This is a genomic window from Aeromonas sp. 61P (genome assembly GCF_051919545.1).
Taxonomy (GTDB): Bacteria; Pseudomonadota; Gammaproteobacteria; order Enterobacterales; family Aeromonadaceae; genus Aeromonas; species Aeromonas veronii.
The window spans coordinates 2,769,733-2,789,008 of sequence record NZ_JBQBEL010000001.1 but is presented as its reverse complement, the minus strand read 5'-3'; the positions used below and the strand labels follow the sequence as shown (position 1 = coordinate 2,789,008).

Genomic DNA, 19,276 nt, shown 5'->3' with positions numbered 1-19,276 from the left:
GCGCTCTTTTTTATGGGTAACGAAACGATGAAAGGGTTATTGATCGCTGATGACGATGGCAACCCGGCGGTTGGCGGCCCGGCCCTCTCTGGTCTTGTTATCCGCCAGCGGCATGGTCTCGCCACGGCCATGGATCTCCAGATTGGCTGGCTTCATGCCGACCGAGACCAGCACATCGGCCACCGACTGAGCCCGCTTCAGGGAGAGCTGCTGGTTGTAGCTGCTCTCGCCGGTATTATCGGTGTGGCCATCCACCCGCGCCTTGCCCAACCCTACGCCAAGCAGTGTTTTACCCAGTTTTTCAACGGATTGGCGAGTCTGGGGATTGAGCGCCCCCACGTTGTTGGCAAACAGCACCCGGTTGGCCAGATCCAGCGTCCACCCCTCATCGGTCAGATAAAAGCCCTGCTCCTTGAGCACGGCGATTTGCTCCGGGGTCAACCCTTTGGGCGCGCTCTGGCAACCGGCCAGCAGCGACAACATCAACCCCAGCAGGGTCACTTTCAACAGGTGGGTGATCTTCATGGTTTGCTCCTTGTTTATGTTGTTATTCTTGCCAGTCAGGCGATGGTTTGCTGTTCGCTGCGGCGCGCCCGTTTCGCCAGATACATGGCTGCATCAGCCTGATCACACAGCACGCTGGCACTCATGCCCGCCTGATAGACGGCGAAGCCGACACTCACCCCGGCCACCAGCTGACGACCGTCACGCAGCGCCACCGGTTCGCTCATCGCCTGCTGGATGCGGCTAATCACCTCTTCCACCTCATGCTGTCGCTGGAGTGGGCCAACCAGCACCGCAAACTCGTCACCACCGAGGCGAAACACCAGATCATCCGGACGCAGCTGATGTTGCACCCGTCTTGAGAGCGCGATCAGCACATCGTCACCGGCGTTGTGCCCCAGCGTGTCATTAATTTGCTTAAAGCGATCGCAGTCGAGATAGAGCAGCGCAAACCCCTCTTGCTCGCCGAGGGAGATTGCCTGCGCGAGCCGCGCTTCAAACAGGGCACGATTGGGCAGTCCGGTGAGGGCATCGTGAGTCGCCTGATGGAGCAGGCTGGCATTTTCGCGGGCCTGCTGGGCCTGCCAGGCTTGCAGCTCGTCCAGCAGGGAGTTGAAGTCATCCCCCAGCTCGTTAATCTCGACGATATCGGCCGGTGGTGCCCGCATCCCCAAGGTGCGCTGTCGGCGTACCGAGTGGGCGACAAGTGCCAGCTTGCGTAGCGGTGCGGTGATGGAGACCTGCATCCTGTCAGCCACATAGAGAGCCACCATGGCGCTCAGCATCAGGCAAACCACCATCGCCAGCAGCGCCGAGAGCAAAAACAACAACAGGTATTCACCGTGGCCGCGCAGCTCGATGGTGGCGATCTGCTCACCACCCCGCAGCATGGGGAGTTTGACAGGCCCCGGCATCAGCAGTTGGGCCAGATAGTCTTCGAGCGTCACCAGCGGGTTGCTTCTGGGGCGCTCCCAACTGGCGAGCAGCTGGCCATTGGTCAGCACGATAGTGGCTTCGGCCACCTCTTCCTTGGCAACGATGCCGCTAAGTGCCTCGCTCGCAGCCTCCTCATCGTGGAACACCACCGCCGCCTCGGCGCTGTAGCTGATGGCGCGGGCGACCAGCTCCAGATTGTGGTCGGCGTAAAAACGCACTACCAGCAGGGCCACCAGAGTAAAAAAGAGTCCTGCCACGCTGACGGCTGTGATGGCGGCCACCAGATGGGTTCGCCCCAGGCTCTGACGCAGGGTCAGACGGCGGGGAGCCGTGCTCACCTGTCGTCTCATGGGACCCCCTTGTCAGCATGGGCCAGCTTGAGCACGGCGGGATGCACCCGCACGCCGCTCAGGGCCAGGGCATCGAGGTTCACTTTAAACCGCACCCGCACGCTGTCCGGCGAGGTCTGCAGGCAGAACACCGAGCTGGTGGAGCAGTCGTGGTTGTATTCGCTGATGCTGAGCACAGGGTGCCCCTGCAGGCGGGCAAACAGCGCAATCCGGGTCGGCTCGTCGAGCACTCCCAGATAGAGCACATCGCAGTGATCGCTGATGGCCGGATCGCTCGCCTCGTAACGATGGACCTGCACGGTACGGCCATTGGCCTGACGATCGATGGTAAAGAGGGCGCCGGCATATTCGGTCGGCGCCGCCACGCACATACGCAGCACCGCAGGCTCGGTGGGCCAGCGGGTGTAACTCATGATATCGAGCACCAGCTCCCTGACCGCCGTCGCCCGGCTCTCTGCGGCCGTTTCCGCCAGCGCGCGGGGCAACAGCAGGCCAAACGCAACCAACAGGAGCGCCAGACGGGCAGTTAAACGGGGGGAAAAGAGTAACAGCATGATCGGGAGGTAGTCGCCTTGACAATACCGCTGCTATGGCATTGCGGTTCGGGTAGATGAACCCAGATAGTAAGTTGGCTGACACTGGCCTGACAAGTCTCACCCCGCCATCATCTACCGAGTTCGTGTAAAGAAAACGGAGAGCCCGTCTGGTAACGGGCTCTCTGGTGGCAGGCAGCAAGGCGGAAATCACTTCTTGCTGATGCCGTATTCCCGCAGCTTGTTGGCGATGGCGGTATGCGACACGCCCAGGCGTTTGGCCAGCTGGCGCGTCGATGGGAAGGCGGGATAGAGCCGGGCCAGCAGCTGGCTCTCGAAGCGCTTCACCGCATCGTCGAGATTCCCCTCAAACCACTCGTCGATCAGCGGCATGGTATCGGCCGCCACCGGCAGGTCGATCTGCTCGGGCCCCAGCTCATCCCCTTCCAGCAGGGTCATGGCACGGTAGAGACAGTTGCGCAGCTGACGCACGTTGCCCGGCCAGCGGTAGGCGGTCAGGTAGTCGGCCATGTTGCGGGTAAAGCGCGGACGGGGTCGCTGCAACTCGCTGGCAAAGCGGGAGACAAACTGCTGGGCCAGCACCATGATATCCGCCTTGCGCTCGCGCAGGGGGGGCAGCGCCAGACTGAGCACGTTGAGGCGATAGTAGAGATCCTCGCGGAAGGTTCCTTCGTGCACCAGATCCAGCAACTGCTTCTGGGTAGTGCAGATGAAACGCACGTTGACCTTCACCTCCTGCTCGTCACCGACTCGGCGGAATACCCCATCCTGCAACACCCGCAAAAACTTGGTCTGCAGATGAGGAGACATGTCGCCGATCTCGTCCAGCATCAGGGTGCCGCCGCTCGCCAGCTCCAGCACGCCGCGCTTGCCCTCGGTGTTGTTGCCAAAGGCGCCGGGGGCATAACCAAACAGCTCGCTCTCGGCCACGTTATCGGGCATGGCGGCGCAGTTGAGGGCCATAAAGGGGTGGCTGGAGCGCAGGCTGGCCCCGTGACAGGCTCGGGCCAGCAGCTCCTTGCCGGTACCGGTCTCGCCGACGATCAGCAGCGGTGCGTCCTGCATCGCCAGTTTGCGCGCTTGCGACAGCACCTCTTTCATCTTGGGGCTCTCGGCCTGCAGATGCTCGAAGCCCCCCACTTCCACCGCATGAAGCGCGCTGAAGTGCAGGCCGACCCGACGGGCAGATTTGAGCACCACCACGGCCCCGGCCAGCGCCTGCTTGCCGCGGGCTTCTGCCACGAACAGCGGCATCAGATCTGCCAGATACTCTTCGCCATTGAAACTGAGCTTGCAGGTCTGCGGCTTGATCTCGCTCGCCTCCAGCCAGCGGGTGAAGGAGAACCCCTTGACCAGCGAACCGAGCGCCACGCCGCGCACCTCCTCCACCGGCAAGCCGAGGGTGGTGAGGGCAGACTGGTTGGCCTGGGTCACCTTGCCCTTGCTGTCGAGGGAGAAGACCAGATCCGGCAGCGCCTTGAGCAGCGCCTCAATCTCGTGGTGCTCTCGCTCGGAAGGCATGTAGGGGATGGTCTTGACGTCGTAGACGCCGGGAATGCGGCGGATCTCCGGCATCAAATGCTGAAAATCACTGAACTCCAGCTCGGGAAAGTTGAGATAGATGATGCCTGAGGTATCGATTTCGATGCCGCGCAGATCGATATTGTGCTCCACCAGGCGGTCGAGCAGTTCCCGGGTCAGGCCCAGGCGGTCTTCACAGCTGACTTCAAGACGCATTCGGGACACACTTCCTAGCTAACTCTATGAATGAGCGGATAATACAGTCTCGATCCCCCCAGTGCGAGCGCCAGCCCATAAAAATGCGGGCCTGCCCCGCTTTCGCAGGCAGGCCCGGGTCAACCGATGACGCTGGTGTGGGGCGCGATTACCGGAGCAACTGATCGGTGCGCGCCGCCATGATGAAGTCGTTACGATGCAAACCGCCGATCTTGTGAGTCCACCAGCTGACGGTCACCTTACCCCACTCGGTCAGGATGGCGGGATGGTGGAACTCCGCCTCCGCCAGCTCCCCCAAGCGGTTGGTAAAGGCCAGCGCCTCCTTGAAGTTGCGAAATGTAAATTCCCGCCGCAGTTGCAGCGCCCCCTCCTCCACCAGCGGCTGCCAGTCGGGGATAAGCTGCATCAGCTCGCGCAGCTCCTCATCGCTCACCTTGGGGGCATCGGCGCGGCACGCTTCACACTGCTGGCTGGCCAGTTTGGACATGGGTTACTCCTGCTTGAATTAATGAAAATGAAATAGGGTTGTTTGCTTTTGGTCAGCTCGCCTGTTTGCCAGCGGCAACCTCAAAACGCGGCGGATAGAGGCCAAGCCGACTGGCCTCGGCCAGAGCAGCCATGATCTCCTCCCCAGTCAGCTGGTAGAGATGATCGAGACTCGGCAGCACAAAATAGGTGGGCTGCATGATGTCGATACGATAGGGAGTGCGCAGCACGGTCAACAGATCGAAAGGTTGCAGCAGCGGCTGGCCAGAGAGGGCATAGGCGGTCTCGCCGATGGAGGAGAGAATGCCGCCACCGTAGATACGCAGCCCGTCGGGCGTTGCCAAGAGGCCAAACTCCACGGTGAACCAGTAGAGCCGCGCCAGAAAAACCCGCTGATCCTTGCTCGCCTGCTGCCCCAACTGACCGTATAGGTGGGTGAAGTGGGCAAAGGCCGGATTAGTCAGCATGGCGCAGTGGCCAAAGATCTCGTGAAAGATATCGGGCTCTTGCAGGTAGTCGAGCTCGTCCCGGCGCCGGATAAAGGTCGCCACCGGAAACTGGCGATTGGCCAGCAGGGCGAAGAAGCGATCGAACGAGATAAGCGCAGGCACCGCAGCCACCGACCAGCCGGTCGCAGGCTGCAAGACGGAGTTGATCTCGGCCAGCTGGGGGATGCGATCACGGGGCAGCCCCAGTCTGTCGAGACCGGCCAGATACTCGTCACACCCCTTGCCATCGAGAGCGGCGAACTGACGTTCGATCAGGATCTGCCAGGTGCCATGCTCTTCGTTGCTGTAGTGGATCACCCCGTCGGCATCCGGCTGGTGTGCGGTATAACAGGTTGCCATAGCGGTTCCATCCTCTGGCGCCACATCAAGGCGCCTTGCCGTTTCATCACGGTTTCACTGTAACGAAATGGCAACAAAAAAAGCAGCCGACCCATGAGTCGGCTGCCGGAAATAGTTGTAAATAAATTGTGACAACCCGCTCACCAATCCCCACTACAACTTGACCATGATATGGCGCGGCACAGTGTAATCCTCCAGTGCATAGAGGGAGAGATCCTTGCCGTAGCCCGACATCTTCATGCCGCCGTGGGGCATCTCGGAGGTGAGCATGAAGTGGGTGTTGATCCAGGTGCAGCCATATTGCAGGTGGCTGGCCACCTTGCTGGCGAGGCTCAGATCTTTGGTCCAGACCGACGAGGCGAGGCCATAGTCCGAGTCGTTGGCCCACTGCACCACCTGCTCGGCATCGTTAAAACGGGTCACCGACACCACGGGGCCAAACACCTCGCGGCGCACGATCTCATCCTCCTGCCGGGCCCCGACAATCAGGGTCGGCTCGAAGAAGAAGCCGTTGCCGGGACGGATCTTGCCCCCCGCCGTCACCTCCACATGACCGCTGCTCTGGGCCCGCTCGACAAAGCTGGCGACCCGGTTGCGCTGTCTGTCCGAGATAAGCGGCCCCATCTCGACCCCCTCCTCGTACTGGCTTCCCACCTTGATGGAGGCCACAGCATCGGTCATGGCGGCGACGAACTTGTCGTAGATCTTGCCCTGGGCATAGATACGGCAGGCGGCGGTGCAATCCTGGCCTGCGTTGTAGAAACCGAAGGTGCGAATGCCTGCCACCACCGCCTCCAGATCCGCATCGTCGAAAATGATGACCGGCGCCTTGCCTCCCAGCTCAAGGTGGGTGCGCTTCATGGTGCGGGCAGCGCTCTGCAGGATCTTCTGACCGGTGGCGATATCGCCGGTGAGCGACACCATCCGCACCAGCGGATGCTCCACCAGCGGCGCCCCCACGCTTTCCCCCCGCCCACAGATGACGTTGATGACGCCGCGGGGGAAGATCTCGCTGGCCAGCTCCGCCAAACGCAGCGCGGTGAGCGGGGTCTGTTCGGAGGGTTTGAGCACCACCGTATTGCCCGCCGCCAGCACCGGCGCCATCTTCCAGGCCGCCATCATCAGCGGGTAGTTCCAGGGGGCGATACTGCCCACAACACCTATGGGGTCGCGGCGGATCATGCTGGTGTGCCCCTCGAGATACTCCCCCGCCAGCGGCCCTTGCAGGCAGCGGGCCGCCCCGGCAAAGAAGCGGAAGCAGTCCACCACCGCGGGCAGCTCGTCGTTGAGCACTGCCAGATAGGGTTTGCCGCAGTTGAGGGATTCGAGCGCCGCAAACTCCTCGGCGTGGCGCTCGACGAGATCCGCCAGACGCAGCAGCAGGTTGCTGCGCTGGGCAGGGGTAGTGCGGCTCCACTGGGCGAAGGCGCGCTGGGCACCGTTCACCGCTCGGTTCACCTGTTCGAACGAGGCTTCGGGCACGGCGGCGATCTGTTCGCCGTTGGCCGGGTTGAGAATGGGTTCGGCCTGCCCCTCGCCGGTCACAAACTGGCCATCAATCAAGAGTTGGGTAGAGAGTTTCATTGTTGCATCCTTGCGCACGCGTTGAGTCATCATTTGCCACTGCCAGCGACATCATGGGTGTCGCGAGTGAGGTAGTAGGCAAGCAAAATAGGGATAGTGGTGAAGGCCACTATGATGAGGGCCACCACGTTGGTGACCGGCCTGTCACGGGGACGGATCAGCTCCTGATACATCCAGATGGGCAGCGTGGTCTGCTGGCCCGCCGTGAAGGTAGTAACGATCACTTCGTCAAAGCTCAGGGCAAAGGCCAGCATGCCCCCCGCCAGCAGCGCCGTGGCCAGATTGGGCAGGATCACGTAGCGCAGGGTCTGGAAACCGTCGGCCCCGAGATCCATCGACGCCTCGATGAGGCTCTGGTTGGTGCGGCGAAAACGGGCCAGCGCATTGTTGTAGACCACCACCACGCAAAAGGTGGCGTGGCCGATAACGATGGTCCAGAAGCTGAACGGGATCTCCATCAAGCCGTAGGCTGAGCGCAGCGCGATACCGGTGACGATACCGGGCAGCGCGATGGGCAACACCAGCAACAGCGACACCACCTCCTGACCGAAGAAGCGGCTGCGGGCAATGGCCCCTGCCGCCAAGGTGCCGAGGATCATGGCTGCCAACGTCGCCAGCCCCGCGACCTCCAGCGACAGCTGGATGGCACGCCACACATCGGGGCGATTGAGGGTCACCTCGAACCACTTGAGGGTGAGCCTGGGGGGCGGAAACTGGTAACTCTTGCTCTCGCTGGTGAAGGCGTAGAGGAAGATAAACAGAATGGGAAAGTGCAGGAACAAGAGTCCACCGATGGCGGCGTACTTGAGCAGGCCCGAAGGGCGCTCTCCCTGATGGCTCACTGAGCTAGCTGACATGACGGCCTCCTTGCTGCCGGTTCAAAGCGATAGAGTCAAAGCGCATCAAAGGCTCCTAACCGTTTCGCAATCGCCAGATAGATGGCGATGATAAGGATCGGCACCAGCGAGAAGGCGGCGGCAAAGGGCAGATTGCCCGCCGTTCCCTGCTGCATGTAGACCACCTGACCGATATACATGGTCGAGTTGCCGATGATGCCGGGGATGATGTAATCACCGAGGGTCAGCGAGAAGGTGAAAATGGAGCCCGCCACCACACCGGGCAACGCCAGCGGCAGGATCAGGTTGCGAAAGGTCTGGGCGGGTGTCGCCCCCAGATCGCTGCTCGCCTCCAGCAGGGATCGCGGTATACGCTCCACCGCTGCCTGAATGGGCAGGATCATGAAGGGCAGCCAGACATAGACGAACACGATAAAGGTGCCGAGCCGCGAAAAAGAGAGCGACGGGCCACCTATCACCGGCAGGGAGAGGATGGCATCGAGCAGCCACTCCAGCCCCATGCTGTCGGCCAGCCAGCTCACTACCCCCTCCTTGGCCAAAATCAGCTTCCAGGCATAGACCCGCACCAGATAGCTGGACCAGAGCGGCAGCATGATCCCCACATAGAACAGCGCCCGGGTCTTGCCACTGGTGTAGCGTGCCATGTAGTAGGCAACCGGAAAACCGAGCAGGGCGCAGGCCAGGGTCACCAGCAACGACATGCCGACGGTGCGGCCGATCACATCCAGATTCTCCGGTCGCAGCAGGGCGACGAAGTTTTGCAGCCCCAGCTCGTGGCGCACCTGACCGCTGAACTCGTCCAGCCCGAACAGGGAGTTGGAGAGCAACATCAGCAAGGAGCCGACATAGATAATGCCGAGCCACAGCAGCGGCGGCCCCAGCAGGATCGCCAGCAGCAGGCCGGGCCGACCATAGAGCAGGGTCGAGAGGCGCCGCAGCGGCCTGAAACGGGCAGGTTCGGGCTGATGGTTCATGGCAAGACTCGCACTGTGAGAGGCACTCATGGCTGCGCCCCCTGATGGGCGCCGCTCAGGCGATGGATGGCCTGCTCCGGCCAGCTGAGGCTGACCCTGCTGCCACGCGCCAGACGGGCCTGCCCCTCATTGGGGTGGTTGACGATGATCTCGAGCTGCTCCCCGAGATCAACCCGATAACGGACGAAGGGGCCCAGATACTCCACCTCGCGGATCTCCCCCGACCAGCCCGGCGCGCCCGCCTCAGCGAGCCGGATCCGCTCCGGGCGCACCATCATCTGGCTGCCGTCGCCGCACAGCCGTCTGGCCTGCTCCCCTTCGAACAGATTGACGGTGCCAACGAAGCGGGCCACAAACGGCGTCGCCGGAGCGTCGTAGATAGTATCGGGCGCAGCAATCTGCTCGATCTTGCCCTGACTGAAGATGCAGATCCGGTCGCTCATGGAGAGCGCCTCCTGCTGATCGTGGGTGACGAAGATAAAGGTGATGCCCAGCTGGCGTTGCAGCGCCTTGAGCTCAAGCTGCATCTGCTCGCGCAGTTTGAGATCGAGGGCCCCCAGCGGCTCATCCAGCAGCAGGATGCGTGGCTGGTTGATAAGCGCCCGGGCGATGGCGATGCGCTGGCGCTGGCCGCCGGAGAGCTGGCTCGGGCGGCGCTTGCCGACCCCGGGCAGTCGCACCAGCTCCAGCATCTCGTCCACCTTGCGATAGCGTTCCACCTTGGCGACCCCCTTGAGCATCAGGCCATAGCCGATGTTGTCGCGCACATCCATGTTGGGAAACAGGGCATAGTCCTGAAACACGGTATTGAGGTTGCGATCATAGGGCGGCACGGTGGAGCAGGGTTCGCCAAACAGGCGGATCTCCCCATCGCTCGGGTACTCGAAGCCCGCGATCATCCGCAGGCAAGTGGTCTTGCCGGAACCGCTCGGCCCCAGCAGGGTAAAGAATTCCCCGGAGGGGATCTGGAAAGAGATGTCGTCGACCGCCTTCACCTCGCCATAGTGGCGACTGACCCGGTCAAATTGTACGGCGTTCATGGGGCATCCTTGTCTGTACTGGGATGGGCCGGACTCCTGTCCAGCCCGCTTGATTATCCGCTCTCGGCAGTCGTGCAGAGGAGGAGCTACTCCCCGCCTTAGCGACCACCCAGAATGGCGATATAGTCGGAGACCCAGCGGTAATAGGGCACGCAAGTTCCCTGGCTCTTGCACTGGGAGACCGGAGTGCGCCAGAAACGAACCCGATCGAAGTTGTCGATACCGTTGGTTTTGCACCCGGTCGGGCCCAGCAGGGCATTGCCCTCGCAGGCGGCAGGTACCACAGGCACCGAGCCAAACCAGGCGGCGAGATCTCCCTGCAGCTTGTTGCTCAGGGAGTGCTCCAGCCACTTGTAAGCGCAGGTGAGGTTCTTGGCATCGCTGTGCACCATGCTGGTATCGGCCCAACCGGTCACTCCCTCTTTCGGCACAGTGGTGGCGATGGGCTGCTTGTCGGCGATCAGGGCGTTGGCCTGGAACGGCCAGGAGCCTGAGGCAACCACCCCTTCGTTCTTGAAGTCATCGATTTGAACGAAAGCATCATGCCAGTAGCGTCCCACCAGCTGGCGCTGCTTGCGCAGCAGATCGAGGGAGGCCTTGTACTGATCCTCGTTCAGCTCGTAAGGATCCTTGATGCCCAGGGCGGGCTGATGGGTCATCAGATAGAGGGCGGCATCGGCGATGTGGATCGGGCCGTCAAAGGCCTGCACCCGCCCCTTGTTGGACTTGCCATCCGCCAGAGTCTGCTCCTCGAACACCACGTTCCAGGAGTCCGGTGCCTTGGGGAACACCTTGGTGTTGTACATCAGGATATTGCCGCCCCACTGGTAGGGCACGCCGTAGTGCTTGCCATCCACAGTGTGCCAGGGGGCATTTTGCAGCCGGGGATCAATCTTGCTGTAGCTCGGGATGAGCGCCAGATTGAGCGCCTGCACCTTGCCACCGGCAATCAGACGCAGACTGGCATCGCCGGAGGCGGTCACCAGATCGAAGCCCCCCTCGTTCATCAAGGCCACCATCTCGTCCGAGGTGGCCGCCGTCTTGACGTTCACCTTGCAGCCGGTCTCTTTTTCGAAGCCAGTCACCCAGTCGTAGTTCTTGTCGGTCTCACCACGCTCAACGTAGCCAGCCCAGGCCACGATATTGAGCTGGCCTTCACCCTTGCCGAGCTCGGTCGGGGCAGCCTGGGTCTGGCCTGCCAGCAGCGCCGGAACAAGAGCCAGCATCAGAGGGGTCAATTTCATCATGCACTCCTTGCATTGTGTTGACTTGCATCAGGTGAAGGAACGCCACCATGGGCGTTAACATCCTGTTAACCAGCAATGAGCTTAGGGGAGTGGCAATACGATGAATATTTCAATTTTTGGTGGCTCAGGTATCAGCTAAATCGATATCGAGTGCAGATGAATCTGATTTTTGGTGGCTACCCCGCAAGAGATGGCTAGCGAGGGAGCGCCTGACGGGCCCGCAACCGGCTCTGATCCCGCGCAATATCGATAAATTCCCGCGCCGTCCAATCCAGCCGAGAACCACGACGCCACACCAGCCCGATATCGATGGCGGGAATGGGCTCCTTGATGGGGCGCGCCTCGACCCGCTCCTGCTCCAGCGACCAGGGGCGATAGGCAAAGTCGGGCAACAGGGCGACCCCGAGCTGGCTTGCCACCAGACTGCGCACAGCCTCCACCGACGCGGTGCGCAGCACGATACGGGGGGAGATGCCGTAGCGACGCAGGCCGCCACCGATGATCTGATCGAGCTGATCGGCGGTCAGCGAGATCATCGGCTCCTCCCCCAGCGCGGTGAGCGAGAGGGTCGACTCGGCGCAGAGCGCGTGGTTGGCGGCCAGCCAGAGCCGCAGCGGCGAACGGGTCAGCAACTCGGTATCAAACGCCTCTTGCCGGATGGTGCGGTTGGTCATCAGGATCCCCACATCCACCTCGCCATTGACGATCTGGTGCTCCAGAAAAGGCTGTTCATCCTCCTTCACCTCGATCTGTACCGCCGGAAAGGCGCGGCGAAAGCGGCCAAGCGCCTCTGAGAGGTAGTAACCCGCCACCAAGGTGGTCACGCCGATGGTGAGTCGCCCCTGATCCTGCTGGGCCACCGCTTTGAGGGAGTGGCTCGCCTCGGTCATGGCGCCGAGAATGCGGCGGGCGTGGAGCAAAAACTGGTGCCCCTGAGTGGTGAGGGTGACGCCGCGCGGATTGCGCTCGAATAGCGGGGCGCCGAGCTCGGTCTCCAGCTCGCGAATGGCGCTGGTGACCGCCGACTGGGAGATATGCAGCTCGGCGGCGGCGCGACTCACTGAGAAGCTGTCGGCCACGGCCACAAAATAACGGATCTGGCGAAAGGTAAAGTTCATCGGGCATCCTTGCCGATTGGTACGATGAGTGTGATTGGTAAGATTGACTGCCAGCTTAACCGTAAACGGGCGTCTCGCCAAAACCGGGCACTGCTGCCAACTCAATGATCTGCCGATTAAAACCATGCCCCTGCGGCTTGGCGAGCACGACAGGGGCATGGGTCATCGCAGCAAGGTGCAGACAGGGCTATCAGGATTTGTTGAGATACCCCGCCAGCTGGCCGATCAGCCGCTTGCGCAGCTCGCCGAGTTTGGGTTTCTCGTCCGCACACCAGGGCAGCGGGCGGCACGCCTCTATAGTACGCAGGCCAAGGCGAGCAGTGAGCAGCCCGGCCCCCACCCCTTGCGCCGCGCGGGCAGAGAGCTTGGCGGCAAACTCGGCGCCCAGCAAGTCCATCCCCACCTCGGTCACCAGCTCGGTGGCACCGGCGTAGAGCATGTTGCGAAACACCTGACGGATGAGGCGTATGCGGCTCCAGTAGCCGAGCTCGATGGCGTAGACATCGGCGATATCCTCGATCATCCGCAGGTTGCGCCACAGCATGAGCATCATGTCGACAGTGGCAAGGGGACTCAGGGCCACCAGCACTGCGGCCTCCCCCGACCATTTGGCCACCCGCGCCTGCGCCAGCTTGTCGCGCTCGCCGAGTACCAGCTGGCTATAGAGGGTCAGCACTTCCCGATCGCTGTGGCTCTCATCGAGCTGGGCCAGCCAGGTTTGATACCCCTCGCGCCCCTTGTCGCCACTTTTGACCGCCAACCCTTCGCAAAAGGCCTGCCCCTGCCCGACTCCCTGATGGGCCAGCAGATCTTCTGCTCGCGAGCGCACATCCTGACGCCGCTTGAGGGTGCGCAGCCGCAGCCACTCGCGCCCCACCACGCTGGCGGTCCCCGCCGCCACCAGCGCCGAGGCCGCCAGCCAAGCGCTGCCCCAGAGCGGGGTGGTGAGGAATTGATCGTAAAGAAAGGCGCAATACTGGCCCAAGGAGAGCAGACCAACCGCCCCCAGCCCCCACGCCAGCAGCCGATGGCGGCGGCGCGGTTTGATGACGAGGGCGCTCTCCACCTCGGTGAACTCGTCCAGCTCGTCGAGGCGCTCGAAACTCGCCTCCTCCAGCCGCTGGGCCGGTGCGGGCGGTCGCTCGTCACTGGCCACCGTCAAGGCTGGCTCAAGGATCACCTTGCCCTGCAGCGGTGGCCGCTCTTTTATCTGATCGTTCATCGCATTGTTCTCCTGTGCGCAGCCTTCGGCTCAGGTGCCAAGACCGCACACCGTTATTCGAGGTGATCCCCGAGCAGAAACTCCAGCGCCGCATCGAGCCGGATATGGGGCAGCGCCTGATGGGGGCTCATGGGCATGGGGCGAAACGCCTGAAAATCAAAGCCCTGACTGTTCCACCACTGCGCGGGCGGAATATGGGGCGGCACTTCACCCGGGAACAGCAGCAGCGGCTCACCGCTCAGACTGGTGCCGCGGATGGCGGGGAACTCGCGGCCATTGGCCACCCCCTTGCCCACTTCGGTCGCCTTGATGGCGGCAAGCGCCAAGCACTCAGTGGTGATCCCCTCAAAACGGGCTTGGCCGCGGCCGCTGCGCACCAGATGCTGCAGAAGTGAGACCATGGGCGCATGTTGTTCGGGGGTGACGTGATCGGCCTTGCTCGCCACAAACAGCAGCTTGTCGATACGGGGCGAGAAGAGTCGCCGCCACCAGTTGCTCTTGCCGTAGGCAAAGCTCTCCATGATGCGGGCAATGGCCTGCTGCATGTCGCCAAAGCTGGCTGCCCCGGCGTTGAGGGGCTGCAGGCAATCCACCAGCACGATCTGGCGATCAAAGCCGGCAAAGTGCTGCTCATAAAAACCCTGCACCAGATGCTGTTTGTACTGCTCGAAGCGCTGCTTGAGAGTGGCGTAAAGAGTGCCATCGGCGGGCTCGCCGACAGGCATCTCCCACACCCAGGGGACAAATTGCAGCATGGGGGCACCGGCATACTCCCCCGGCAAGACGAAGCGACCGGGTTGAATAAGGTGCAATCCCAGCTCCTGTTTGCAGGCATGCAGATAGGCGGTGTAGCGCTCGGTCAGCTCCGCCACTGGTCGTTCTTCGAAGCGTTGCTCAGCCTGCCACCTGGGGGTCAACCAGCTGGCAGCGAGCGCCTGCAGCTCTGGGCGACGAAGTTGCTCGCGCACCTGTTCGCTCCACTGCTCGTAGCTCATCTCCAGCAGCGGCAAGTCGAGCAGCCACTCCCCGGGGTAGTCCACCAGATCCACGTAGAGGGTGGAGATCTCCCCCAGATGCTTGCGCAGAGGATGACGGGTGCGATAGCGAATTTCGAGACGCACCTCGGCCACGCCGCGGGTGGGCTCGGGCCAGGCTGGTGGATCGCCAAACAGGGAGTCTAGGCCACGCTCGTAAGCAAAGGTGGGAATGTGGGCATTGAGCTGCGGCACCCGGCGGGCACCGAGGATGCGCCCCTGACGCAGGGCATCCCACAACGGCAAACGGCCGTCGATGGCCGCGTGTTCCAGCTGGTTGACCAGCGCCGTGATAAAGGCGGTTTTGCCGCTGCGAGAGAGGCCGGTCACCGCCAGCCGGATATGGCGATCCCGCACCCGGTTCACCACGTCGTTCGCCTTGTGTTGCAGGCGAGTCAACTTCTGTTCCAGTTTATTGAGTATCAAGGCTTGACCCGTTCTCCCTTGGTGGTTGCATCTGGATAGCTGGTGTCGATGGTGGATCATCACGGAAGATTCCACCATCGACATTGAGTGCTTGAGTAAGAACTACAGCTTGCGAAACTCCCGCTGCAGGGTGAACTCCCTGGAGGTCACCAGCTTCTCGATCCGCTGAACTCTGGGCTCCAGCGCGTCAAGTTCCTGCGCGATGCGGCCCAGCGCCTGATGAGGGGTGATCCCCGCCTGCCAGCTACGCGCTTTCATCCGCACCTCGGCAAAGTCGGCATCCTCTTGCGAATAGAGGGTGACCGGCTTTTTATCGAGCAAGAACCAGGCGGCGATATAGGCGGTGAAGGTGATGAAACCGGCGAAGATAAGGCCACTGATGGCGAGCAGCCGCACGATCCAGGTCTCCACCCCGAAATACTCAGCCAAACCGGCACAGATCCCGGCTATCTTGCCCTGCCGGGGATCACGATAGAGGTTACGCCCTTCACGACTGACACTGCTCATACCTTGTTCCTCCAACCGGGTACTTCCGCATCCAGAATCGATTCCAGCGCGCCCACTCGCTCCTGCATCTTCTCGGTGCGAGCCAGCAGCCCTTGCAGCTGTTCCCGCTCGCTATCAGCAAGACCGGCGCCAATCCGCCCCTTGGCACGATAGTGCAGCACCAGCCAGATGGGGGCTACCACCACCATGAAGACCACCATGGGAACCATCAATACGCCCAGCAGATCTTCCATCTGTTACTCCCCCTGTTTGCCTTCGCTTTTGCTGTCGCCCTGCCCCAACTTCTGGCGCATGGCTTCCAGCTCGCGGCTTATCTGATCATCCACTTCCAGCTCGGCAAACTGCTGCGCCAGCGCCTTGTCGGACTGACCCAGATCGGCGCGAGCTTCCATTTCGTCGATGCGACGCTCCATCCGCTCGAATTTGTTCACTACCGCCTGGCTCTCGCCACGAGCTACCTGGCTCTGCACGTTGAGACGACTGCTGGCCGCTTCGGTGCGAATAGCCATCGCCTTTTGACGGGCGCGGGCATCTTCCAGCTTGGCTTCGAGCTGGCGGATCTCCTCACCCAGCTTCTCGATGCCGCTGTCGACCGACTGCTGCTCGCGGTAGAGGGTCTCTGACAACTCGGTCTGTTTCTTCTTCTCGATAAGGGCCGCGCGGGCCAGATCTTCACGCCCTTTGGTCAGGGCCAGCTCGGCCTTGGCTTGCCACTCGTCGACCCGCTCCTGATGACGGGCGACCTGACGACCAATCTCTTTCTGGCTGGCGAGGAAGCGGGCCAGATTGGAACGCTCCTTGACCAGCTCGTCCTCCATCTCCTGGATGATCAGGCGCACCATCTTCTGGGGATCTTCTGCCTTGTCGAGCAGGGCCGTCAGGTTGGAATTGATGATGTCGGCCAGACGGGAAAAAATACTCATGATTGCACTCCTGTTATTGGCATGGCGTTGTTTCTCCATTGACAATGGCAACTTGTGTGCCAATCTGGAACAAAATTTAACTTGTTGATTTATATGGGGCAGAATAGCCGGATTGCAAGATGCCTCGCGCAAGTGATGATTAAAATCACCAACTTTTGGTAAGATTGACCAGCTTTTACAACTGACAGGGATCACTATGACCACGGCCACGGAAAGCCTGCTGGGGGAATCCAACGCATTTCTCGAGATCATTGAGCAGGCCTCACGGCTCGCCCCGCTGCGCAAACCCGTGCTGATCATCGGTGAGCGGGGGACGGGCAAGGAGCTGATCGCCCACCGCCTACATTATCTCTCGGCGCGCTGGGATCAAAGCTTTGTCACCATCAACTGCGCCACCCTGAGCGAGAGCCTGCTGGAGACCGAGCTGTTCGGTCACGAAGCGGGATCGTTTACCGGCGCCGCCAAGCGCCATCAGGGCCGCTTCGAGCGGGCCGATGGCGGCACCCTCTTCCTCGACGAGCTGGCCACCACCAGCGCCCGGGTGCAGGAGAAGCTGCTGCGGGTCATCGAGTATGGCGAGTTCGAGCGAGTGGGCGGGGCCAAGCCCCTCAAGGTGGATGTGCGGCTGGTCTGCGCCACCAACGAGGATCTCCCTGCGCTGGCCGACATGGGGCAGTTTCGCCACGATCTGCTCGACCGGCTCGCGTTTGATGTGATCACCCTCCCCCCCTTGCGGGAGCGGCGGGAAGATATCCTGATGCTGGCGGAGCACTTCGCCCACAGCATGACCCGGGAGCTGGGCTATCCGCTGTTTGCCGGTTTCTCGCGCAAGGCAACCCAGCTGCTGCTGGATTACCACTGGCCGGGCAACGTGCGGGAGCTGAAGAACGTGGTGGAGCGCAGCATCTACCGTCAGGGCAATCCCCAGTTGCCGCTCTCGACCCTGGTGCTCAACCCGTTTGATTCCCCCTGGCGACCACAGGTCACGCAACCTGCGCAAGAGGCCCGAAGCGAGGTACAATCTGCATCCCCCCTCGCCTTGCCGCTCGATCTCAAGCAGGCGGTGGCGGAATACGAGATTAATTTACTCAAGCAAGCGATGCAGCAATCCCAGTATAATCAGCGCAAAGCCGCTCAACTGCTGGCCTTAAGCTATCACCAGTTCCGTGGCATGCTACGCAAATATCAGCTGCTGGATGGCGATAACGATGCAGAACAAGAGTGAAGGAGCGCGGTTGATGCCGACTCCAGCAACACGCCAGCCTTCGCGCTGGCACATTTGTATCAAAACGTGCGTACAAAACCCCTATAAGAACATGGTTCAACAATGAGAATGCTCACACCCTTGCTGCTGGGTCTGCTGGTGCTGGTCACCGGCTGCCAGAAGCAACCCGAGGCCTCCAAAACCGGACTCATCTATTGTGCTGAGGGATCCCCCCTCTCCTTCAATCCCCATGTTTCCAACTCCGGGGTGACACTGGATGCCAGTGCCCGTCCGCTCTACGACCGCCTGCTGGAGGTGAACCCCAACACCCTGGCGTTGGAGCCGGCGCTCGCCACCAACTGGCATGTCAGCGAGGATGGCCTCACCTATACCCTGACCCTGCGCAAGGGGGTGACGTTTCACCATACCCCCTGGTTCAAGCCCACCCGCACTTTCAATGCAGATGACGTGGTCTTTACCTATGCCCGCCAGCTGGACGAGCAGCACCCCTATCACAATGTCTCCGGCGGCGATTACCCCTACTTCTACAGCCTGGGGCAAGATCTGCTGATCAAGCGGGTGAGCAAGAAGGGGCCGCAGACGGTAGTGTTCGAGCTGAATCAGCCGAACGCCTCCTTCCTCGCCACTCTGGCCAGCGACTATGCGGTGATCCTCTCCGCCGAATACGCCGAGCAGATGTTGCAGGCAGGCACGCCAGCCCTGCTCGATAGCCGCCCTATCGGCACCGGGCCGTTCAGCTTCAAGGAGTATCGCCACAACGAGTTCATCCGCTATCTGCGCCATCCCGGCTACTGGGGCGGCGATGCCAAGATTGAACAGCTGGTCTACGACATTACCCCCAAATCCGCCAAACGGCTGGCCAAGCTGCTGACCGGCGAGTGCGACGTAATGAGCACTCCTTCCGCCAGCCAGCTCTCGGTGATCAAGCAAAATCCGGCGCTGAGCCTCTCGGTCCAGTCGGGGATGAACGTTGCCTTTTTGGCCCTCAATACCCGCAAGCCGCCGTTCAACAACGTCAAGGTGCGGCAGGCCATTGCCAGCGCCATCAATATCGACAACCTGCTTCAGGCGGTCTATTTCGATACCGGCCTGCCCGCCAACAGCCTGCTGCCGACCCTCTCATGGGGGTACAACCCCAGCCTGCCCGAGCGCAAACCCGATCTGAAACGGGCGCGCCAGCTGCTCAAGGAGGCGGGTCTGGAGAAAGGGTTCGAGATGCAGGTGCTGGTACAACCGGACGCCCGCCCCTACAACCCGGATGCGGTCAAGACCGCCCAGCTGATCCGCAGCGATCTGGCCAAGGTCGGGATCAAGCTCAAGATCGTGCAACGGGAGTGGCCGGTGATCGAAGGCCGCCTCACCAAGGGGCAGTACGACAGTCTGCTCTCCGGCTGGATTGCCGACAACGCAGACCCGGACAACTTCTTTCGTCAGCTGCTGAGCTGCTCGGCAGTGGAGCGCGGCAACAACTACAGCCGCTGGTGTAGCCCAGCCTTCGATCAGTTGCTGGATGATGCGGTCACCACGCCCCAGCTCTCGTTCCGGCTGCGCAACTACTACTATGCCCAGACCCTGCTTAACGAACAGCTGCCGCTGATCCCGCTGGCTCACGCCTTGCGTACCCAGGTCAGCCGCAGCGACATCGAGGGGCTGACGCTGATGCCCTTTGGCGGCACCTCCTTCAACCAGGCTCACAGGGAGTAA

Annotated in this window: 19 protein-coding genes; 2 read left to right on the top strand and 17 right to left on the bottom strand. The window is 61.8% G+C overall.

The window, feature by feature from the left end; all coding sequences use genetic code 11:
• Nucleotides 1-36: 36 nt before the first annotated feature.
• The 17 genes from ACTG2O_RS13225 to pspA all read right to left on the bottom strand — a co-directional run bounded on the left by ACTG2O_RS13225 (nt 37) and on the right by pspA (nt 16,347).
• On the bottom strand, nt 37-525 hold the full coding sequence (locus tag ACTG2O_RS13225; protein WP_163130442.1) for an OmpA family protein: 489 nt from the start codon (nt 523-525) through the stop codon (nt 37-39).
• A gap of 35 nt (nt 526-560) precedes the next feature.
• The gene (locus ACTG2O_RS13220) at nt 561-1,790 is read right to left on the bottom strand and encodes a diguanylate cyclase domain-containing protein (RefSeq protein ID WP_439975977.1); all 1,230 of its coding nucleotides are present in this window, start codon (nt 1,788-1,790) and stop codon (nt 561-563) included.
• A complete protein-coding gene (locus tag ACTG2O_RS13215; RefSeq protein WP_005333646.1) occupies nt 1,787-2,344 on the bottom strand; it encodes a YfiR family protein in 558 nt (185 codons plus the stop codon). Before ACTG2O_RS13215 ends, ACTG2O_RS13220 begins: the two co-directional genes overlap by 4 nt.
• Before the next feature lie 189 nt (nt 2,345-2,533).
• Nucleotides 2,534-4,081: a transcriptional regulator TyrR gene (tyrR, locus tag ACTG2O_RS13210; protein ID WP_005333656.1), complete on the bottom strand. Its 1,548-nt coding sequence runs from the start codon at nt 4,079-4,081 to the stop codon at nt 2,534-2,536.
• 148 nt (nt 4,082-4,229) lie between these two features.
• A complete protein-coding gene (locus ACTG2O_RS13205; RefSeq protein ID WP_368166562.1) occupies nt 4,230-4,568 on the bottom strand; it encodes a 4a-hydroxytetrahydrobiopterin dehydratase in 339 nt (112 codons plus the stop codon).
• Between the two features lie 52 nt (nt 4,569-4,620).
• Nucleotides 4,621-5,415 carry a phenylalanine 4-monooxygenase gene (phhA, locus tag ACTG2O_RS13200; RefSeq protein ID WP_368166563.1) on the bottom strand — a complete coding sequence of 265 codons (795 nt, stop codon included), beginning with the start codon at nt 5,413-5,415 and terminating at the stop codon, nt 4,621-4,623.
• Between the two features lie 153 nt (nt 5,416-5,568).
• Entirely contained in the window at nt 5,569-6,999 is a 1,431-nt protein-coding gene (locus ACTG2O_RS13195) for a gamma-aminobutyraldehyde dehydrogenase (RefSeq protein ID WP_019444919.1), read from the bottom strand.
• A gap of 29 nt (nt 7,000-7,028) precedes the next feature.
• Complete coding sequence (locus tag ACTG2O_RS13190; protein WP_368209314.1) at nt 7,029-7,856, bottom strand: ABC transporter permease; 828 nt, start codon at nt 7,854-7,856, stop codon at nt 7,029-7,031.
• A gap of 35 nt (nt 7,857-7,891) precedes the next feature.
• Nucleotides 7,892-8,860, bottom strand: coding sequence for an ABC transporter permease (locus tag ACTG2O_RS13185; RefSeq protein WP_337072906.1), 969 nt, complete (start codon nt 8,858-8,860; stop codon nt 7,892-7,894).
• The gene (locus ACTG2O_RS13180; protein ID WP_439975974.1) at nt 8,857-9,870 is read right to left on the bottom strand and encodes an ABC transporter ATP-binding protein; all 1,014 of its coding nucleotides are present in this window, start codon (nt 9,868-9,870) and stop codon (nt 8,857-8,859) included. Before ACTG2O_RS13180 ends, ACTG2O_RS13185 begins: the two co-directional genes overlap by 4 nt.
• Nucleotides 9,871-9,968: 98 nt before the next feature.
• Nucleotides 9,969-11,114, bottom strand: a complete 1,146-nt coding sequence (locus tag ACTG2O_RS13175) for an ABC transporter substrate-binding protein (RefSeq protein ID WP_115521822.1) — start codon at nt 11,112-11,114, stop codon at nt 9,969-9,971.
• 197 nt (nt 11,115-11,311) lie between these two features.
• Nucleotides 11,312-12,235: a LysR family transcriptional regulator gene (locus ACTG2O_RS13170; RefSeq protein ID WP_304520833.1), complete on the bottom strand. Its 924-nt coding sequence runs from the start codon at nt 12,233-12,235 to the stop codon at nt 11,312-11,314.
• A gap of 190 nt (nt 12,236-12,425) precedes the next feature.
• Nucleotides 12,426-13,457 carry a YcjF family protein gene (locus ACTG2O_RS13165; protein ID WP_201939604.1) on the bottom strand — a complete coding sequence of 344 codons (1,032 nt, stop codon included), beginning with the start codon at nt 13,455-13,457 and terminating at the stop codon, nt 12,426-12,428.
• Between the two features lie 53 nt (nt 13,458-13,510).
• Nucleotides 13,511-14,917: a YcjX family protein gene (locus ACTG2O_RS13160; RefSeq protein ID WP_439975970.1), complete on the bottom strand. Its 1,407-nt coding sequence runs from the start codon at nt 14,915-14,917 to the stop codon at nt 13,511-13,513.
• A 102-nt stretch (nt 14,918-15,019) separates the two neighbouring features.
• A complete protein-coding gene (pspC, locus tag ACTG2O_RS13155; RefSeq protein WP_019444926.1) occupies nt 15,020-15,424 on the bottom strand; it encodes an envelope stress response membrane protein PspC in 405 nt (134 codons plus the stop codon).
• The gene (gene pspB / locus ACTG2O_RS13150) at nt 15,421-15,657 is read right to left on the bottom strand and encodes an envelope stress response membrane protein PspB (protein WP_005333672.1); all 237 of its coding nucleotides are present in this window, start codon (nt 15,655-15,657) and stop codon (nt 15,421-15,423) included. The genes pspC and pspB overlap by 4 nt, the downstream gene beginning before the upstream one ends.
• A 3-nt stretch (nt 15,658-15,660) precedes the next feature.
• The gene (gene pspA / locus ACTG2O_RS13145) at nt 15,661-16,347 is read right to left on the bottom strand and encodes a phage shock protein PspA (protein ID WP_236284995.1); all 687 of its coding nucleotides are present in this window, start codon (nt 16,345-16,347) and stop codon (nt 15,661-15,663) included.
• A gap of 196 nt (nt 16,348-16,543) precedes the next feature.
• On the opposite strand from pspA, the gene pspF reads away from it, so the two are divergent.
• Together pspF and sapA are read left to right on the top strand one after the other, a co-directional pair.
• Nucleotides 16,544-17,572, top strand: a complete 1,029-nt coding sequence (gene pspF / locus ACTG2O_RS13140; RefSeq protein ID WP_019444928.1) for a phage shock protein operon transcriptional activator — start codon at nt 16,544-16,546, stop codon at nt 17,570-17,572.
• Between the two features lie 108 nt (nt 17,573-17,680).
• A complete protein-coding gene (gene sapA, locus ACTG2O_RS13135; RefSeq protein WP_041202111.1) occupies nt 17,681-19,276 on the top strand; it encodes an ABC transporter substrate-binding protein SapA in 1,596 nt (531 codons plus the stop codon).

Excerpts from the sequence above, each read along its gene's own strand:
- ACTG2O_RS13225 (WP_163130442.1), bottom strand. The coding sequence starts at position 525 with ATGAAGATCACCCACCTGTTGAAAGTGACCCTGCTGGGGTTGATGTTG.
- ACTG2O_RS13220 (WP_439975977.1), bottom strand. The coding sequence starts at position 1,790 with ATGAGACGACAGGTGAGCACGGCTCCCCGCCGTCTGACCCTGCGTCAG.
- ACTG2O_RS13215 (WP_005333646.1), bottom strand. The coding sequence starts at position 2,344 with ATGCTGTTACTCTTTTCCCCCCGTTTAACTGCCCGTCTGGCGCTCCTG.
- tyrR (WP_005333656.1), bottom strand. The coding sequence starts at position 4,081 with ATGCGTCTTGAAGTCAGCTGTGAAGACCGCCTGGGCCTGACCCGGGAA.
- ACTG2O_RS13205 (WP_368166562.1), bottom strand. The coding sequence starts at position 4,568 with ATGTCCAAACTGGCCAGCCAGCAGTGTGAAGCGTGCCGCGCCGATGCC.
- phhA (WP_368166563.1), bottom strand. The coding sequence starts at position 5,415 with ATGGCAACCTGTTATACCGCACACCAGCCGGATGCCGACGGGGTGATC.
- ACTG2O_RS13195 (WP_019444919.1), bottom strand. The coding sequence starts at position 6,999 with ATGAAACTCTCTACCCAACTCTTGATTGATGGCCAGTTTGTGACCGGC.
- ACTG2O_RS13190 (WP_368209314.1), bottom strand. The coding sequence starts at position 7,856 with ATGTCAGCTAGCTCAGTGAGCCATCAGGGAGAGCGCCCTTCGGGCCTG.
- ACTG2O_RS13185 (WP_337072906.1), bottom strand. The coding sequence starts at position 8,860 with ATGAGTGCCTCTCACAGTGCGAGTCTTGCCATGAACCATCAGCCCGAA.
- ACTG2O_RS13180 (WP_439975974.1), bottom strand. The coding sequence starts at position 9,870 with ATGAACGCCGTACAATTTGACCGGGTCAGTCGCCACTATGGCGAGGTG.
- ACTG2O_RS13175 (WP_115521822.1), bottom strand. The coding sequence starts at position 11,114 with ATGAAATTGACCCCTCTGATGCTGGCTCTTGTTCCGGCGCTGCTGGCA.
- ACTG2O_RS13170 (WP_304520833.1), bottom strand. The coding sequence starts at position 12,235 with ATGAACTTTACCTTTCGCCAGATCCGTTATTTTGTGGCCGTGGCCGAC.
- ACTG2O_RS13165 (WP_201939604.1), bottom strand. The coding sequence starts at position 13,457 with ATGAACGATCAGATAAAAGAGCGGCCACCGCTGCAGGGCAAGGTGATC.
- pspC (WP_019444926.1), bottom strand. The coding sequence starts at position 15,424 with ATGAGCAGTGTCAGTCGTGAAGGGCGTAACCTCTATCGTGATCCCCGG.
- pspB (WP_005333672.1), bottom strand. The coding sequence starts at position 15,657 with ATGGAAGATCTGCTGGGCGTATTGATGGTTCCCATGGTGGTCTTCATG.
- pspA (WP_236284995.1), bottom strand. The coding sequence starts at position 16,347 with ATGAGTATTTTTTCCCGTCTGGCCGACATCATCAATTCCAACCTGACG.
- pspF (WP_019444928.1), top strand. The coding sequence starts at position 16,544 with ATGACCACGGCCACGGAAAGCCTGCTGGGGGAATCCAACGCATTTCTC.
- sapA (WP_041202111.1), top strand. The coding sequence starts at position 17,681 with ATGCTCACACCCTTGCTGCTGGGTCTGCTGGTGCTGGTCACCGGCTGC.